Annotated in this window: 15 protein-coding genes and 1 pseudogene; 9 read left to right on the top strand and 7 right to left on the bottom strand. The window is 42.4% G+C overall.

What is annotated here, in order from left to right:
* Positions 1 to 65 precede the first annotated feature (65 nt).
* Together K5L93_RS01660 and K5L93_RS01655 are read left to right on the top strand one after the other, a co-directional pair.
* Positions 66 to 1118, top strand: coding sequence for a porin (locus K5L93_RS01660; protein ID WP_220718191.1), 1053 nt, complete (start codon positions 66 to 68; stop codon positions 1116 to 1118).
* A 380-nt stretch (positions 1119 to 1498) separates the two neighbouring features.
* On the top strand, positions 1499 to 2521 hold the full coding sequence (locus K5L93_RS01655; RefSeq protein WP_220718190.1) for a porin: 1023 nt from the start codon (positions 1499 to 1501) through the stop codon (positions 2519 to 2521).
* A 61-nt stretch (positions 2522 to 2582) separates the two neighbouring features.
* Here K5L93_RS01655 and K5L93_RS01650 read toward each other — a convergent pair whose 3' ends face one another.
* Positions 2583 to 2957, bottom strand: coding sequence for a TraR/DksA family transcriptional regulator (locus K5L93_RS01650; RefSeq protein ID WP_220718189.1), 375 nt, complete (start codon positions 2955 to 2957; stop codon positions 2583 to 2585).
* Positions 2958 to 3137: 180 nt separating this feature from the next.
* Positions 3138 to 4079 (bottom strand): tRNA-dihydrouridine synthase, encoded by a 942-nt coding sequence (locus tag K5L93_RS01645; protein WP_220718188.1) that lies wholly within the window; start codon positions 4077 to 4079, stop codon positions 3138 to 3140.
* A 433-nt stretch (positions 4080 to 4512) separates the two neighbouring features.
* On the opposite strand from K5L93_RS01645, the gene apt reads away from it, so the two are divergent.
* The 4 genes from apt (at position 4513) to K5L93_RS01625 (ending at position 8246) form a co-directional block, all read left to right on the top strand.
* Positions 4513 to 5058: an adenine phosphoribosyltransferase gene (apt, locus tag K5L93_RS01640; RefSeq protein ID WP_220718187.1), complete on the top strand. Its 546-nt coding sequence runs from the start codon at positions 4513 to 4515 to the stop codon at positions 5056 to 5058.
* Between the two features lie 14 nt (positions 5059 to 5072).
* Entirely contained in the window at positions 5073 to 7331 is a 2259-nt protein-coding gene (dnaX, locus tag K5L93_RS01635; RefSeq protein ID WP_220718186.1) for a DNA polymerase III subunit gamma/tau, read from the top strand.
* Between the two features lie 71 nt (positions 7332 to 7402).
* Positions 7403 to 7729 (top strand): YbaB/EbfC family nucleoid-associated protein, encoded by a 327-nt coding sequence (locus K5L93_RS01630; RefSeq protein WP_220718185.1) that lies wholly within the window; start codon positions 7403 to 7405, stop codon positions 7727 to 7729.
* Positions 7730 to 7823: 94 nt separating this feature from the next.
* Positions 7824 to 8246 (top strand): DUF3010 family protein, encoded by a 423-nt coding sequence (locus tag K5L93_RS01625; protein WP_220718184.1) that lies wholly within the window; start codon positions 7824 to 7826, stop codon positions 8244 to 8246.
* Between the two features lie 99 nt (positions 8247 to 8345).
* Here K5L93_RS01625 and asnB read toward each other — a convergent pair whose 3' ends face one another.
* From asnB to K5L93_RS01610, 3 genes are all read right to left on the bottom strand, one after another.
* The gene (asnB, locus tag K5L93_RS01620; RefSeq protein WP_220718183.1) at positions 8346 to 10010 is read right to left on the bottom strand and encodes an asparagine synthase B; all 1665 of its coding nucleotides are present in this window, start codon (positions 10008 to 10010) and stop codon (positions 8346 to 8348) included.
* A 194-nt stretch (positions 10011 to 10204) separates the two neighbouring features.
* Positions 10205 to 11797, bottom strand: coding sequence for a cation:proton antiporter domain-containing protein (locus tag K5L93_RS01615; protein WP_220718182.1), 1593 nt, complete (start codon positions 11795 to 11797; stop codon positions 10205 to 10207).
* Positions 11798 to 11817: 20 nt separating this feature from the next.
* Positions 11818 to 12567 carry an HAD-IIA family hydrolase gene (locus K5L93_RS01610; RefSeq protein ID WP_220718181.1) on the bottom strand — a complete coding sequence of 250 codons (750 nt, stop codon included), beginning with the start codon at positions 12565 to 12567 and terminating at the stop codon, positions 11818 to 11820.
* A 399-nt stretch (positions 12568 to 12966) separates the two neighbouring features.
* Between K5L93_RS01610 and K5L93_RS01605 the strand changes: the two are divergent.
* The 3 genes and pseudogenes from K5L93_RS01605 (at position 12967) to lpxM (ending at position 15417) form a co-directional block, all read left to right on the top strand.
* Positions 12967 to 13982: pseudogene (locus K5L93_RS01605) on the top strand (adenosine deaminase).
* A gap of 67 nt (positions 13983 to 14049) precedes the next feature.
* Complete coding sequence (locus K5L93_RS01600; protein WP_220718180.1) at positions 14050 to 14379, top strand: antibiotic biosynthesis monooxygenase family protein; 330 nt, start codon at positions 14050 to 14052, stop codon at positions 14377 to 14379.
* Positions 14380 to 14469: 90 nt separating this feature from the next.
* Positions 14470 to 15417 (top strand): lauroyl-Kdo(2)-lipid IV(A) myristoyltransferase, encoded by a 948-nt coding sequence (gene lpxM, locus K5L93_RS01595; protein ID WP_220718179.1) that lies wholly within the window; start codon positions 14470 to 14472, stop codon positions 15415 to 15417.
* Between the two features lie 31 nt (positions 15418 to 15448).
* On the opposite strand, the gene K5L93_RS01590 is transcribed toward lpxM, so the two are convergent.
* A complete protein-coding gene (locus K5L93_RS01590; RefSeq protein WP_220718178.1) occupies positions 15449 to 16138 on the bottom strand; it encodes a DUF2982 domain-containing protein in 690 nt (229 codons plus the stop codon).
* A gap of 107 nt (positions 16139 to 16245) precedes the next feature.
* A complete protein-coding gene (locus K5L93_RS01585; RefSeq protein WP_220718177.1) occupies positions 16246 to 16539 on the bottom strand; it encodes a DUF1244 domain-containing protein in 294 nt (97 codons plus the stop codon).
* Between the last annotated feature and the right edge of the window lie 67 nt (positions 16540 to 16606).

The following is a 16606-nucleotide window of genomic DNA, read 5'->3' as shown; positions in this document are numbered from 1 at the left end:
AGAAATCACTGTCGCACAGGGAATTTAAGGAACAAGTGTTTAATTGCTAAGAAGGCACAGGAAAAATGAAAAAAACAATTCTAGCGGTAGCAATACCAGCTCTATTCGCAGCATCTGCACAAGCTGCAACTGTATATGACGCTGACGGCATAACTGCTGAACTTTATGGCCGTATGCAGTTTGATATCAAATCAACTCAAAATACTAAAGAAGAAGCCGGGGAAACTGTTCTTATTGACGGTACTGGAACTGATGGTGTGGGTAGTGCTCGTTTCGGTTTTAAAGCAAAATCAGAAATCGCTACCGGCGTTTATGGTTTAGCGCGTGGTGAGTGGCAAATCCGTGCTGAAAACAGCACTGAAGACGCTAAACAGCTTTCTGCTCGTCACTTATATGCAGGTTTTGAATTTGATGACGCAGGTACTGTAGTATTTGGTCAAACTGATACTGCGTTCTATCAAGCAGTTGCTGCAACTGATATCTTCAATACTTACGGTTATGAAGCTTTCGCAGCTATTGAAGATGGTCGTCAAGAAGGTCAAATCGTATATAACGGTGAGTTTGGTGGTTTCTACGTAGGTGCTTCTTACCAGTTCCGCGATGATAACTTTAAAAACAGCATTGGTAACCCTGATCTTGGTATTCCAGCTAAAGCGACTGATGCTAAGCTAGCACACTCTTACGCTGGTACTCTAGGTTATAACTTTGATTTTGGTTTAGCTATGTACGCTGGCGCGCACATGCAAAAATTTGACGAGATTCCACTTACTTCAGGTGCTATTGTAAGCGGTGACAAGAAAAACTACGCATTCTCTGCAAGCTATTCTTGGGAAGCTTTGTATTTAGCAGGTGCTTACGTAGCTACTGATTTTGAAGGTGCAAAACTAAACGGTTATGATCTAGTAGCTTCTTATGACATCAATGCTATTTCATTGTACACTGGCTACGCTGCACAGAAAGAAGATGGCGATTTGGGTGATGCTGATACTGCTAAAGCATTCAAACTTGGTGCAGCTTACAAGTTCAACAGCAACATGAAAGCATGGGCTGAGTACTTGAACGATGGTATCGATGGTCAAGAGAACCTTTGGACAATCGCTGTTCAATATAACTTCTAAGTTTATTGTTGCGATGAGCGCTAGTTAAGCGTTCTACAGCCATTTAAAAGCTCACTACGGTGAGCTTTTTTTGTTTTTTCAGTTCTATCAATCATGTTTTTAAAGCCCTATCCCTTATACAAAAACGTTCCCTATTTTTTGCTTGGCTCTTTTTATCTTATTTTGATGTGTTTTAGTATATTATTTCGCCAATTTTCTACATTCATTCTTAATTATCTGTAAAAGTTCATAATGCATTAAAAAAATGTTGATTTCGCCCTGTTTTTCAGCAAATATATCGCCCGTGAGATGGACTTCACTGCTCAAGGAAACCATTCCAAGGACGAATGAATGGATCAAGGAAGAGATAAATTATTAATCTCAAAATAGGCAGTGGAACTTTGAAAAAGACTATTCTAGCAATCGCAATTCCAACATTATTCACAGCGGGCGCAACTAACGCCCAAGAAATTTATAACGATGGTGAGAACACCTTTTCTATTGGTGGTCGTCTTAACCTTATGGTTGAGTCTGCTAACAAAGATGGTGATCGTGACCTTCGCTCTGAAAACAACTCTTCACGTATTAACCTAAACTTCTCTCGTAAAATGAGCGAAAACGTTACTGCTCGCGCAACTATGGAGTATGGTTTAGATAACCCAAGTGGTAACAGTGACTCTCCTTTCTTCAACCGTTTAGGTTTCATTGCAGTTGACCATGCTGATTTTGGTTCTATTTCTTACGGTAAGCAATGGTCGACTTATTACACTATTACTGGCGTAACCGATGTATTTTGGGTTTATGGTGGTACCGCAATGGGTATTTACGATAAGGGTGATGCAGCAGGTACTGCTCGTGCCAACGATGCGCTTCAATACAACGGTAGCTTTGGCGGCGTTAACTTAAGCGGTCAATACCAGTTTAAAGATGAAGGCGAAGGTCGTAAAGACAGCTACGCTGGTGCAGTGTCTTACGATTTCGATTTCGGTCTAAACGTTGGTGTTACGTACCACCAAATGAACCGCACAGATGAAGAAAAAGTTGCAGTAGATAACAATGGCGATGCTAAGCTTACTGCATTGGCGGCCAGCTACAATCAAGGTCCAATCTACGCTGCCGTTACGTATGGTGAATTTAAAAACCAGGTAGAATTTGATGGCGCTACTGGTGTTTCTGATAAAGCGACCGGCCATGAAGGTGTATTTGCTTACACGCTAGACATGGGTCTTCAACTTTACACTGGTTGGAACTACCAAGAAGACAAGAACTCTGATGCAGACTTAAAAACGGCTTTAGTAGGTGCAATGTACGATTGGAACAACGTTCTTTTGTACACTGAGTACCAAGATGAGACCACTAAGTCGACTTCTGGTAACAAAACTGACGACAACCGCTTAGCTGTGGGTGTACGTTACAACTTCTAATTCTTAATTAGACCTAAGAAGTTAAAGGCCACCTTGCGGTGGCCTTTTTGTATTTAATTGGTTAAAGCGCAAAGCTTTCTCTTCGCTTAAATAAACGATGCTTATCACTACAGCGTTGACAACGCTGAGTGCTAGGATCGTGTTGTAAACGATTAAGCTCTATTTCTTCTTCACAATCACTACATAAACCATATAGGCCTAAGTCAATTTGACAAAGTGCGGCATCAACTCTTTTTAATTGTTTGAGTTGAACATTTAGCTCTGAGTACTGCAATTTTAAAGCTTGATCTATGAGCTCTTCATTGCTTAAAGACTGAAGTTTGTCTGCAGTAAGTTTTAAGCTGGTTTTTTCTGAAACAGTTAAAAACGAGATTATTTCAGACTTTAACTGCTCTAATTGCTGCATGAGTTGCAACTGATAATCCCTAAATTCCACGTTCAAGCCCAATTAATAAATGAGCTAGCAGTATAAACACCGGATCTCACAGTGAGATATGATGTGAATCAAAACGAAACACTAAAAACCTATATAACTACTTTTATTGGGGTTTTGTTGATCTAATACAGAATATGACCAAATTATGCGAAGAAACGTAACGCCTACCTTAACTAAAGGTCAATCTTTGCATTGCTGTAAGCGGATTTGCTTCACAATAGAATTGGTATCTTTTAATACTCTGATGTTGCGAAAGAGATCGTCGGCTTCGGTGTAGTAGCCAGAAAGGTATCTTAACCACTGTTTCACCCGGCTTTGGTAGTACTTGGCTTTTTCACTGGTGATTTCGTGCTGAGAGTAGCGAATTAGCAGCTCAATTACTGCAGACCAAGCTAATGGCTCTTCTTCACCTCGTACTACTTTAGCGAGGTTTGGAATAGTAAGCGCACCGCGGCCAATCATTACGTCATCACAGGCACTGGCTTCTTTACACTGTAAGTAGCTTTCTCTATCCCACACTTCGCCATTAGCAATAATTGGAATAGAGAAGCGCTGTTTTACTTGTTTAATGTAGTGCCAATGCGCGGGTGCTTTGTAGCCGTCCTGTTTGGTTCTGGCGTGAATGGTGAGTTCATTGGCGCCTGCTTCTTGTACGGCTTGTACAATATCAAAGCAGTCGTCTTTGTTTTCCCAGCCTAAGCGTATTTTAGCGGACACTGTATGTTGTTTGGGTACTGCTTTTCTTACTTCACTGACCACATCAAAGATCGACTGAGGGGCTTTTAGCATAGAGGCACCACCGCAGCTCCCAGTGACGGTATTACTGGGGCAACCAAAGTTTAGATCTAATCCATGCGATCCAAGTTCGATAGCTCTTAGCGCATTTTCGGCCATAGGACTTGGGTGCTGGCCTAAAAGCTGGACCCTTACAGGAGTGTGCCCATCTATCAATCCTTTCTCATGTAGCTCAGGGCAATATTTGTAAAATACTTTATCGGGTAGGGCTACATCGGTTACGCGAATAAATTCTGTTACGCACCAGTCGTAGCCACCGCAACTGGATAAAAGCTGACGCATGGAAGCGTCTGCAACACCTTCCATAGGGGCTAATACTACGCGCATAGAAAACCTTGGTTTGAAAAAGCGGCCATTCTAACGGTTTGCGAAGTATCCGGCTAGCAAATTAGCAAGTCAAACCCGCCGCTTGCTTATATTAAAAACCTGGTTTATTTCCATGTTTTTGCTGGGTGTTTGTGGCGCTAATGCTCAAGTATAATTGATCTGGATCAATGTTGATTGAATTTAGTTTAAGGGTAATGTTTAGATGGACCAGCAGTTTAAAGAAAATTATAACGTATTCTATTTCCTAGGTTTTGTAGTAGCTCTGCTGTTACCAACCTTGCCTTTGAGCTTGTCTTTATTAAAAATATTTGCTTAGTTTTTGGCTATTATCTTGATGAGCACTGCGTTGCTTTATCGCCATAAACTGAGATAATTAAAGATTGTAATTACGCCCATCCTGTTTGGGCGTTTTTTTTGGAAAATGGAAGCCGGTATGAGCAGCGCTAGTCTTGAGTATATAAAGAACGCAATTAAAACAATTCCTAACTACCCAAAAGAAGGGATATTGTTTAGAGACGTCACCAGCCTAATTGAAGATCCCAAAGCTTTTGCCTTGGTCATTCAAGAATGGCAACAGCGTTTCGAAAACCTTGGTATTACCAAGGTCGTTGGTACCGAAGCAAGAGGATTTATCTTTGGTGCACCTTTGGCCCTAGCATTAGGTGTAGGTTTTGTACCGGTGCGTAAACCCGGCAAGTTACCTCGAGAAGTGATTGGCGAAAGTTACGAACTTGAATACGGTATGGATACCTTGGAGATCCATACTGATGCAATTAAGCCGGGCGACAAGGTGCTGCTGGTAGATGATTTAATCGCTACCGGTGGAACAGCTGAAGCGTCAGTTAAGCTAATTCGCCAACTCGGCGGCGAAATCAACTATGCGGCCTTTGTTATTAATTTGGTAGACTTACCTGGCGCACAGAAATTAACAACACTCGGAGTAGAATCAACGTATTTAGTTGAGTTCGAAGGCGAATAGGACAAGATCATTTAATGAATTATCAAGCACTAGCTAGAAAATGGCGACCTAAAACATTCCAGCAGGTTGTTGCCCAGCAACATGTACTAGCAGGCTTGATAAACTCATTAGATCAGCAACGCTTGCATCACGCGTATTTATTTAGCGGTACGCGTGGTGTTGGTAAAACTACCATTGCGCGGTTATTTGCAAAAAGCCTTAATTGTGAGCAGGGCGTATCATCTAATCCTTGCGGTCGGTGCAGTAATTGCGTTGAGGTAGATCAGGGCAACTTCGTAGACTTATTGGAGATCGATGCAGCGTCTCGCACCAAAGTTGAAGATACCCGAGAACTGCTTGATAACGTGCAATATAGTCCGGCCAAAGGGCGCTATAAGGTGTACTTAATTGACGAAGTACATATGTTGTCACGTCATAGCTTTAACGCGCTACTAAAAACACTAGAAGAGCCACCAGAGCACGTTAAATTTTTGCTTGCTACCACCGACCCGCAGAAACTGCCGGTAACGGTGTTGTCACGCTGTTTACAATTTCAGTTGAAAGCGCTGAGTGAAGAACAAATTTCTCAGCAGTTAGCTCACATTTTGGATGCTGAGCAGCGTCAATATCAGCCTGCAGCACTTGCTGCTTTAGCCCATGCAGCCGATGGCAGTATGCGAGACGCTTTGAGCTTAACGGATCAAGCCTTAGCCTTGTCTAATCAAGAGTTAGCTTACCAGCAAGTACTTAACATGTTGGGCGTGTTAGACCCGCATCAGTTGCGTCAGCTTCTTTGTCATGTCGTTGCCGGACAAACAGAATCGGTATTCAGCAAAATTTCAGAGTTGGCGAGTATGTCGCCTGATTATGAGCACTTGCATCAACAATTAGCTGAGATTATTCATAAAGTAGCGATGGCGCAGGTGCTACCAGCAAGTCAACATGATGAAACGATTCAAATGCTTGCAGAGCAAGTAGACGCTCAACTGGTGCAGTTACTTTATCAAATAGTGATTACTGGTAAGCGAGATTTTGCCTATGCTCCAAGCCCACGTAGCGGTTTCGAAATGACCGTGTTACGAATGTTGGCATTTCAGCCAGCAGAGCGGGGCGAAGTAGCAAGCTCGATTACTAAAGAAAATAGCCCGAGCAATGCAGATTTAGCGGATAAAAGCTTAGTAAAAGAGCAACAAGAAATTCTAGAACAGGCGACGCAACAAGGTTACGAAATGCCTACCGCTGCTGCAGTTTCACGTGTTAGCGATAATGCACCGGATCCTGTTGATAAAGATGAGCGAGTTGTGCAGCGAGAGCAGAGCATTGCCAAGCTGAAAAATCAGTTACGTGGTGATTATTCTGAGCAACAGCAACAGCAACAGCAACAGCAACAGCCTGTTGCCAGCCCAGTAGAGCCAGCTACAGCAGAAGCGGGTATAGGGAATAAGCCACCAGTAGCAAGCCATTCGCCTTCTCAAACACCATCTTCATCAACTCAAACTGCTTCTCAGGTTAATACCAAGCAAGCCGCTGTTAGTGCAGATCAAGCAACGGTTGATGATAGTTATTATGCCCAGTTTGCCGACATGAATGCTGAGGCTGAATATGAAGAGCCTAATTATGCTGCCGAATACCAAGCTCAAGAGTTGCTTGCTGCAATGCCTGAGGTTACTCCAGTAGATGTTCCTCAAGCACCGGCTAAAGAAGAAACTGCATCTTTGCTGCAGCTTAGAAGCCAGCTACGAGGGCGAGGAAAGTCCGAAAAAAAGTCTGAAGAGGCGGGTGCCTCTAGCATTCTAAAGCCAAACTCAGCACCAGCAAATACATTGGAGCCATCGAAGCTTTCACAAGTGCAGCCCGAAACGGTTGAAGTAGTTGAGGAAGTAGAAACAGTAAGCTTTGTCGCCACTACAAACGACAATGATGAAGCTTGGTCCGAGATGGTGAAGTTTATGGAGCTAGGACCAATTGCTCGACAAATAGCCATTAACTCTTTGTATCAGCTTTCTGGAAGCACCGTAAAGTTGCTTTTAAAGCCAGAGCTATCCCATTTGCCTAAACCTAACTCATTAGAGGAATTAAAGCAGCAGTTGGGTATATGTTTACAAATGGGTATTGAGTTAGAAATTAGCATTGGTGAGAGCCTAAACAGCAAAACGCCGTTGGAGCTGTCACAGTTACTTCATCAACAAAATACTAAGGCGGCTATTGAGCGTTTATTGGATGATCCTAACATAGAAGTACTGCAGCAACGTTTTGGCGCAGAATTAGATAACGACAGTGTGAAATACTACTGAACAACTTGATTTTCGACATTAATCTCGATGTAATGTCGCAGTTATAACTAATAGAAGAGAAGAGAATAGTTATGTTTAAAGGCGGAATGGGTAACCTAATGAAGCAAGCGCAGCAAATGCAAGATCGCATGCAGCGTGCTCAAGAAGAAATCGCCAAAATGGAAGTTACAGGTGAGTCAGGTGCAGGCTTGGTAAAAGTTGTTATGCTTGGTAACCATAACGTTCGTCGTGTTGAGCTAGACGAGAGCCTAATGGACGATGATAAAGACATGATTGAAGATCTACTTGCCGCAGCCGTTAATGATGCTGTGCGCCGCGTAGAAGAAACCAGTAAAGAGAAGATGGCTGATGTTACTGGCGGTATGCAAATGCCACCAGGTATGAAGATGCCATTTTAAGCTAGCGAGTGCTTAGCTAATTAATTAGGCCGCTTAGCGGCCTTTTTTGTGTAACACTTAAGTGGCACGAGTAAAATTTTAAGTAGGTATATAAATGAAAGTATGCGGTGTAGAAATAAAAAGTAATGAAGTAATAGTGAGCTTATTAACGCTTGAAGACGGTTTATTTCAAATCCCCGATTGTCGCGTGCGCCGTCTTACTTTAAGCGACATAAATAGCACTCAGCACTTACGTGACTTTCAGTTTGCCTTTGCTAAATTGATGAGTGATTACAAGGTTGAGAAAGTGGCGATTAAGCAGCGCCCAATGAAAGGTAAATTTGCTGGTGGTGCGGTAGGCTTTAAATTAGAAGCAGCTATCGAGTTAATTAGCGAACTTAACGTGGAGCTAGTATCTGCCACTAAATCAAAGCAAGTACTTAAAGATAACCCAATGCCAGTAGAGTTTTCTGCAACGGGCCTTAAAGCTTTTCAAGAAACCTCGTTTACTACAGCTTATGTAGTTTGCATGGCTTGATTGAAACGCCATGATACTAACCTTATAGCTTGATTAGCGTGAAATAAAAAACCGATGCTACAGCATCGGTTTTTTGGTTTAACACTAAGTGCTTAAGTCTTAGTAGGCTTCATTGTGTACTGACAATACAGCACGACCAGAAGGATCGGCGTTGTTGGCAAAGCTCTCATCCCAAGCAATCGCTTCAGGAGTTGAACATGCTACAGACTTACCATGTGGCACACATTCTGCGGCAGAATCCTGTGGGAAGTGCTCTTCAAACATGCTGCGGTAGTAGTATGCTTCTTTGGTATCGGGCGTGTTAATTGGGAAGCGGAAGGCCGCGTTTGCCAATTCTTGATCAGATACTTCAAGTTCAACCAATTCTTTTAAGCTGTCAATCCACGAGTAACCCACACCATCTGAGAATTGCTCTTTTTGACGCCAAGCCACTTCAGCAGGTAAGTAACCTTCAAAAGCTTCACGAACAATGTGCTTCTCAATTTTATCGCCTGCACACATCTTAGCTTCTGGGTTTATGCGCATGGCAACATCCATGAACTCTTTGTCTAAGAATGGTACACGGCCTTCAATGCCCCAAGCAGCAAGAGATTTGTTCGCTCGGTTACAGTCGAACATGTGCAGTTTCTCGAGCTTACGAAGTGTTTCTTCGTGGAATTCTTGAGCGTTTGGTGCTTTGTGGAAGTACAAGTAACCACCGAAGATTTCGTCAGCACCTTCACCAGAAAGTACCATTTTAATACCCATAGCCTTAATTTTACGCGCCATTAAGTACATTGGGGTAGATGCACGAATAGTGGTTACATCGTAGGTTTCAAGGTGGTAAATAACATCTTTAAGTGCGTCAATACCTTCTTGAACAGTAAAGTGAATTTCGTGGTGAACTGTACCTAAATGGTCGGCAACTTTTTGCGCAGCGATTAAGTCTGGCGAGCCTACTAGGCCAACCGCAAACGAGTGCAATTGTGGCCACCAAGCTTCAGAGTTGTCGTTATCTTCAACACGCTTGTCGGCATACATTTTAGTGATTGCAGAAATAACCGAAGAATCTAAACCACCAGATAGCAATACACCGTAAGGAACGTCACACATCAGCTGGCGTTTTACTGCAGCTTCTAAAGCGACTTTTAAATCATCTACACTGGCGTCATTGTTTTCTACATTTTTGTAGTCCATCCAATCGCGCTTGTAGTATTTAACCGGTTCACCGTTTTTGCTGTACAAGTAGTGACCCGGAGGGAATTCGCTTACTGTTTTACAAATTGGCGTTAGCGCTTTCATTTCTGAGGCAACGTAAAAATTACCATGCTCGTCGTAGCCAGTATAAAGAGGAATAATACCAATATGGTCTCGACCAATTAGGTAGGCGTCTTCTTCAGAATCGTACAAGCAGAAACCGAAGATACCATTTAGGTCATCTAAGAACTCAATGCCTTTTTCTTTGTACAAGGCCAAGATGATTTCACAGTCAGACTCGGTCTGAAATTGAAAATCAACGTTAAGCTGTGCTTTAAGATCTTTGTGGTTGTAGATCTCACCATTAACAGCAAGAGCATGAGTTTTTTCGGGATTATAAAGAGGTTGTGCGCCGGTATTTACGTCTACGATAGATAAACGCTCATGCACTAAGATGGCATTTTTTGAAGTGTAAATACCTGACCAATCCGGGCCTCGGTGGCGTAAACGTTTTGACATCTCAAGTGCTTGCTTACGCAATACACTGAGGTCAGATTTAATGTCTAGAACTCCAAATATGGAACACATACTCTTCCCTTAACTACTTTGTGTTTACTCTCGAACAAATGGTACTTCGCCATTTGTTCCAATATTGCCCTCAATTTGCCAAGATCAGAAATTATTGCAAGTCCTGAATGACATTTTTTGCTAAAAAAAGCCAGAAAACTCAGAATTATTAACAAACTGGCTATTTTTGTAAGTTTTTTTGCAAATTTTAAGCTTTATTCATGTGGTTTTTTGCCATCAATGAGTTGTGAGTGGACGTGGTCTGCAAAACCCGCACCTGCTTCATTGTAGAGGTTGAATACTTCATCTGCACCTAGGCGTTTTAACTTTTCGGCGTCGTCAGCAAACTGTGCGATGGCAGCAATTTTGGCATTAAATTCCCCTTTCTTGAGTTGCTTTAATGCATATTGGTTACCATGGTGGTGGGGCATAGCCAGTAACACTAGTTTTAAATCTTTTGAGGGGGCTAATTTTTCCCAAAAATCGGAGTCGGTAGCGTCACCTTGAATTACTGCTCGACCACTTTCAATTTGGTGCTGGATTTTCTCGAGATCGGTATCAATACCAATAACTAAATCGGGGTAGTGCTGCTGCAGCATATCGTAGGCACCTTCGCCGATTCGGCCCATGCCTAATATCACTACTTGCATTTGACCAAGCTCAATAGGTTGGTCTTCTAAGTGCAACTTAGAGCGTTGTAAGCGTTTTAGGCTTGGCCGGATAAACTGGTAAATGATATCGGCGTTTTTGTGAATAGGCGCGGAAACCAAAAAGCTAATACTTACCGCCATTGCTAAGGTTGCCATCCAGTCCCCATGTAGCCAGCCAAGTTGCACCGCAACAGCCGTTACAATCAGGCCAAATTCGCTGTAGTTAGCCAAGCTCACAGCACCTAGAAAAGCGGTTCGTGAACGTAATCTAAATTGCAGCAAATACAGCAAATAAAATGCTGTTTTTATCACGAGAATGCCCACTAAGAACAGTGCGATATAGATAGATTCGAAGCTTAATTCACTGGATAAACCAATCGATAGGAAGAAGGCAACCAAAAACAGTTCTTTAAAGCTAAATAAGGCTTTTGCCATGCCACTTGCAGCGGGGTGGCCTGCTAGCAACATGCCTATAATTAGCGCACCTAAATCCGATTTAAGGCCAACGCTGTCGAACAGTTGTGCACCTAGAACAAAAGTTAAAAAGAAGCCTAATACTAACTGCAGTTCACCGTGGCCTACTCGGTTTAGCAAACGATACAACACTGGACGCAGTGGCAATAACAGCAGTAGTAGTGGTGCATACATGGTTGGCACTTTGCCTGTGGTAGCTGCCAGAAATACCACTGCAAAGATGTCCTGCATAATCAATACACCAATAGCCACGCGGCCATACAGTGCATTCATTTCACTCTTGTCTTCTAATACTTTTACTGCAAATACGGTACTGGAAAAACACAATGCAAAAGACAATATAACAATACCGGTGGTAGATAACTCACCAATGCTACTTATGCCAAACCATTTAACTGCCGATAGTGTGCCGATAAACAGCAACATGTTAGTACCAAGGTGTGCTGTCGCAGTTCCCCAAACTTCAGGTTTAAACAAGGTCCGTATATCTAGTTTTAAACCCACAGTAAACAACAGTAAGGTTACACCTAAATCTGCTGCCGTAGAGATCAGTTCATTTTGTTCAAAACCTATTTCGCGTAAAGCAAAACCAGCGGCCAAAAATCCAATTAGAGGGGGCAAGTGCGCTAAATGAGCAAGAAATCCTGCTAAAAACGTCACTGTTATTAGTATAGAAATATCCATTAAGTGCTAAATCTTTATCGTTAGATTATGTCGATTGCTGCTACGTTAGGGAAAACATAGTTTGGTCTAAAGGGGACCATTTCAATGTCGGCTTCATTGCTCACACCAGATAGTACCAAAATTGTTTCTAAACCAGCTTGAAAGCCAGCCAGTATATCAGTGCGTAGGTTATCACCAATAATCACGGTGTCGTCTGCATGTGCGCCAATTTTATTGAGTGCTGCACGTACAATCCAGGCTGAAGGTTTGCCGACCACAAAGGGTTCACGTCCGGTAATTCGTTCGATCGGGGCGCATAGAGAACCACAAGCTGGGCTCATGTTTGGTCCGTGAGTGTCTGGGTTGGTGGCAATAAATTGTGCGCCTTGCGCAACAAATTTTGCTGCATGTTGAATCATATTCCAATTGTAGTTTTTGGTTTCGCCCACTACTACAAAGTCGGGGTTAATGTCGGTGATGGTAAATCCAGCGCTATAAAGTTCATGAATTAAAGCACCTTCGCCAATAACATAGGCTTTATTGCCTTCTTGGCGTTTAAGAAAATCTGCGGTAGCCATCGCTGAGGTATAAAAACAACTTTCTGGAATATCAACTCCAGCAGTTTGAAAACGGTTCTGTAAATCTTGCGGAGTTTGAGCAGGATAGTTAGTTAAAATCACTAGCTTGGTATCGTTAGCCAGTAAACGTTCAATAAATGCTTTGGCTCCGTCTATCAGTTGGTTGTCATGTAGTAGTACACCATCAATGTCACAAATAACTGCTTTGCTCATTCTTTTTCCTTAGAACCCCATAATCCATAGTTCAGAGTAACGTAGTGTGACTAAAAAGCGCTAGGGAAAAATAACCTAACGGCAACAAATAGCTTATATTCATTAGGGGCTGTTGAACTTTCGAGCTGAATTTTGCAGTAGTTTGAGGGTTATTTATACAAGGTAGAGGCTTTAATGTGTAGCTAGCCTACATGAGCAGCCGATAACGTGGTAGAAATAATCCTCACACTCTGCCCGAAGGGGTCGGCTAAAATCGTTTTATGCTTTGTTAAGGCGTACTTACTTAGAGTGACTAGGTTACGCACACCTTGCCGCGCCTAAAACAATGTTATCTCGAACAAAATTTAATCACGAAAGATTAACAGCCCCTTATCTCCAAGCAGTTGAAGGGAAAGATTGATGTTTAATCAACAAGATTTTATTAAAAAAATAGCAAAGGTTGAGCTGCATTTGCACATTGAAGGTAGCTTAGAACCTGAATTGATGTTTAAACTAGCAAAACGAAACAATATAACTTTGCCTTATGCCAGCGTTGATGACTTAAAAAAGCTTACCAGTTTAATAACCTACAAGAATTTCTAAATTTGTATTATCAAGGTGCAGAAGTGTTGCAAACAGAACAAGACTTTTATGACTTGGCCTGGGCTTACTTTGAAACCTGCCACCGCGATAATGTATTACATACGGAAGTATTCTTTGACCCTCAAACTCATACTGAACGCGGTATCGCAATAAGCACAGTGATTAATGGGCTGGTGAGGGCTAAGCAACAAGCTTTTACCCAGTTTGGAATAACCAGCGAATATATATTGTGTTTTCTGCGCCACTTATCGCAGGACTCTGCAATAGAGACTTTAGAAGCCGCTAAACCTTACCTTAAACATATAATTGGTGTGGGTTTAGACTCTAGTGAACAAGGTCATCCTCCTGAAAAGTTCCAACAAGTGTTTGCTATGGCCAAGCAACTGGGGCTACAAAGAGTGGCTCATGCAGGAGAAGAAGGCCCGGCAGCCAATGTGGCAAATGCTTGGCAGCTATTGGATGTTAGCCGAATTGATCATGGCGTTCGCTGCTTAGAAGACGAAGCCTTAGTGAATAAGCTTGCCGCCGTTCAAATGCCTTTAACCGTTTGTCCGTTTAGTAACGTAAAACTAAAGGTGGTAGAGCACTTAAGTGAGCACCCATTACCGAAAATGTTGCAAAAAGGCTTGGCGGTTACAATTAACTCAGACGATCCTGCTTATTTTGGCGGTTATTTATTGGATAACTTGCAGGCCTGCAGTGAAACTTTTGCCTGGAGCCCGCAGCAAATTGCCCAGCTTTGCCACAACGCTGTCGCCGCAAGTTATGCCAGTGAGCAAAGAAAAAGTGAGTTAAGTCAACTAATTGATAACCGTTTAGCAGAGTTTAGCTAGAGACCTTGTGTTTTAAGGCAGGCTACAGCCATAGTTATATTAAGCAAGAATAATAAGGAGATTGTCGATGTTTGTTGTGTTGTTTCGTTGGAAGTTAAATGAAGAGCATATTCAGTCCTTTAAAGAAGGCTGGTCAGAAATTATTCATTTTAATATTGATAAGTGTGCCGCATTGGGGTCGCGTTTACATAAAGCTTCCGATGGCACGTGGATTTCTTACTCACAGTGGCCTAGTAAAGACCATTGGTTACGCTCTAAAGAATCTGAATCTATGGTATTAGATGCGCGCCAAAAAATGCGTAAAGCGATTATTTGGCAGGACGAACCCTTATTAATGGCACCACAACTTGATCATTTTGTATCGAGTAACTTGGATGCTACACACTCTATTTTGTAGCTCACCGCCTTGAGTAAACTTGCTTTAGCGCCACTGCAGAGTAAACTGGCGCGCAGTTTTATCAATTTCTTAAGGTTGTGTTGTTAGACTATGTCGAAGTTTGAGTCTCAAGCATTTTCTATATCGTTTTCCAAATCATGGTTAGCCCCTAAGCATTGGGGCACCTGGTTGGTGGGCGGACTCATCATTCTGCTGGCCTATGTGCCAGTAAAGCTACGAGATAAAATTGCCGTAGCTATTGCCAACCGTATTTTTAAGCTCAAAGCTTTGAAGAAACGCCGTGCCATTGCCGACACTAATTTACAGCTGTGTTTCCCCGATATGACCGCGCAACAACGCGAGCAATTAATGCAAAAGAATATGCAGATTTTTGCTCAGCTTATTTTGGGAGCAGGCGAGATGTCTGTTCGCTCAAAACGCTATCTGCAGAACCGTATTGTGGTTGATGGTGAAGAGAATATTCAAAGTATTCTCGATAACAATGAAAACTTTATAATTCTATTACCACATACCTACCCAGTGGATTTTTTAGGGACTTATTTTTGTACCCGCGGCCACGATATGTGCACCATGTTTAAAAAAACTGGTGACCCCATTGTTGATTGGGCGATGGCAAAACAACGTACTCGTTTTGGCGGTGTTATTTTTGAACGTAACGCAGGTATTAAAACGCTGATCAAAGCAGTAAGAGCCGGTTTTGGTTGTATCTATTTACCAGATGAAGACTTTGGTCCAGAAGCCAGTTTAATGACGCCATTATTTGCTACTAAAAAAGCCACGTTGCCGGTATTGGGTAAAATGACAAAATTAAGTGGCGCAAAGGTGGTGCCTATCTATGCGGGTTACGACAGCGAACTGCATAAAGTTAAGTTGTTCATTCATCCTGCTATGCAAGACTTCCCCAGCAAAGATGTTGCGCAAGATACCTTGCGAATGAATCAAGAGGTAGAGAAGTTAATTTCTCGCTCGCCAGAGCAATACATGTGGACCTTAAAGTTATTGCGTACCGTTGAAGGCAGCGATAAGCCGCGTTATTAATTTGGTCATCGTGCCCTAGCGAGCTAGGTGATTATGCGTTGTGCTCGCGCAGAGTTTGGTTTTTGTAGTTACGCACTAAGCTAATGAATGCTTCTGGTTCTCGGTCAAGAATATCTTGCTCAATTAATAGGTCATAGCCAGTGAGCTCTCGGAGTTTTTTCATTCTGTTTGCAAACATGCCGGTGAGTCCGGTGTAAATTTTCCCACTGCTCGATTTAAAATAGTCGTCTTCAATTAAATGGTCACTCACTTTACTGTCTTGGCAATGTTTACAGCTTCTTCGCAAGGATGCGAGCAAAGCCGCTCTTTGCTCTGTGAGTAAATGTGCAGATAGGCGAGGGGACAGACTGTCGAGTAAATAATCTGGGTCGCTCAAACGTAAGCCAACGTAATTCATGTCGTGCCAACTAAGCCCGTCACTTAATCTTGGGACATCGATACGTTGTAGTTTATCCCAGGGTAAACACCAACCACCGTAGCGATGGTGGAATTGAATGTGGTCGTAACACAATACAACTGAATATAGCGGTTGCATCCATTTCTCTACACCAACGCGAATCCCCAAGTATGCTAAAAAGAATATCACCGAGGCTATAAGCGATACCAATACCGCTGGCACGTAGAGGGTGCTTATTCCGACCAATACTAGCAGGGAGCCAGCTAGAACTAAGGTTTTAGCGTTGTTGCTGGCCTTGCTTTTTATCCATACTGATTTTGGCATTGTGTTACCTCAATCATTTACCGTGATACTTAGATATACGGACCGGATCGGCTAAATGTTCATTACAATGGTTAGTGAAAGAAGAAAGCTCACATCACCTCAGCGTATTACTTTTTAGCGGCTTGTTTAGCGTTGAAAATGGCCATTTGCTCATCGGTAGCTGGTAGTTGGTGGTGCTCTTTCCACTCTGAGTATGGCATGCCATACACTTTTTCTCTTGCTTCATCATAGTTAAGGCTTTCACCTTGCTCTTCTGCAGCTGCCATCATCCACTTAGCTAAACAGTTTCGACAAAAATTAGCTAAGTTCATCAGCTCAATGTTTTGTACTTCTTTGTGTTGGTCTAGGTGTTCCAGCAAACGGCGAAAAGTGGCAGCTTCAATTGCTTGTTGTTTGTCCATGTTACTTATCCTTGGTAAAAGTTAAGCCAGTGTAAATGCACAAAAGCAGCGAATCAACGCTGCTTTA

The organism is Agarivorans litoreus (assembly GCF_019649015.1).
Lineage (GTDB): Bacteria > Pseudomonadota > Gammaproteobacteria > Enterobacterales > Celerinatantimonadaceae > Agarivorans > Agarivorans litoreus.
This window is presented reverse-complemented; position numbering and strand designations above follow the sequence as displayed.

Excerpts from the sequence above, each read along its gene's own strand:
- lpxM (WP_220718179.1), top strand. The coding sequence starts at position 14,470 with ATGTCGAAGTTTGAGTCTCAAGCATTTTCTATATCGTTTTCCAAATCA.
- K5L93_RS01660 (WP_220718191.1), top strand. The coding sequence starts at position 66 with ATGAAAAAAACAATTCTAGCGGTAGCAATACCAGCTCTATTCGCAGCA.
- K5L93_RS01590 (WP_220718178.1), bottom strand. The coding sequence starts at position 16,138 with ATGCCAAAATCAGTATGGATAAAAAGCAAGGCCAGCAACAACGCTAAA.
- K5L93_RS01600 (WP_220718180.1), top strand. The coding sequence starts at position 14,050 with ATGTTTGTTGTGTTGTTTCGTTGGAAGTTAAATGAAGAGCATATTCAG.
- K5L93_RS01645 (WP_220718188.1), bottom strand. The coding sequence starts at position 4,079 with ATGCGCGTAGTATTAGCCCCTATGGAAGGTGTTGCAGACGCTTCCATG.
- asnB (WP_220718183.1), bottom strand. The coding sequence starts at position 10,010 with ATGTGTTCCATATTTGGAGTTCTAGACATTAAATCTGACCTCAGTGTA.
- K5L93_RS01625 (WP_220718184.1), top strand. The coding sequence starts at position 7,824 with ATGAAAGTATGCGGTGTAGAAATAAAAAGTAATGAAGTAATAGTGAGC.
- K5L93_RS01610 (WP_220718181.1), bottom strand. The coding sequence starts at position 12,567 with ATGAGCAAAGCAGTTATTTGTGACATTGATGGTGTACTACTACATGAC.
- K5L93_RS01630 (WP_220718185.1), top strand. The coding sequence starts at position 7,403 with ATGTTTAAAGGCGGAATGGGTAACCTAATGAAGCAAGCGCAGCAAATG.
- K5L93_RS01615 (WP_220718182.1), bottom strand. The coding sequence starts at position 11,797 with ATGGATATTTCTATACTAATAACAGTGACGTTTTTAGCAGGATTTCTT.
- dnaX (WP_220718186.1), top strand. The coding sequence starts at position 5,073 with ATGAATTATCAAGCACTAGCTAGAAAATGGCGACCTAAAACATTCCAG.
- K5L93_RS01585 (WP_220718177.1), bottom strand. The coding sequence starts at position 16,539 with ATGGACAAACAACAAGCAATTGAAGCTGCCACTTTTCGCCGTTTGCTG.
- apt (WP_220718187.1), top strand. The coding sequence starts at position 4,513 with ATGAGCAGCGCTAGTCTTGAGTATATAAAGAACGCAATTAAAACAATT.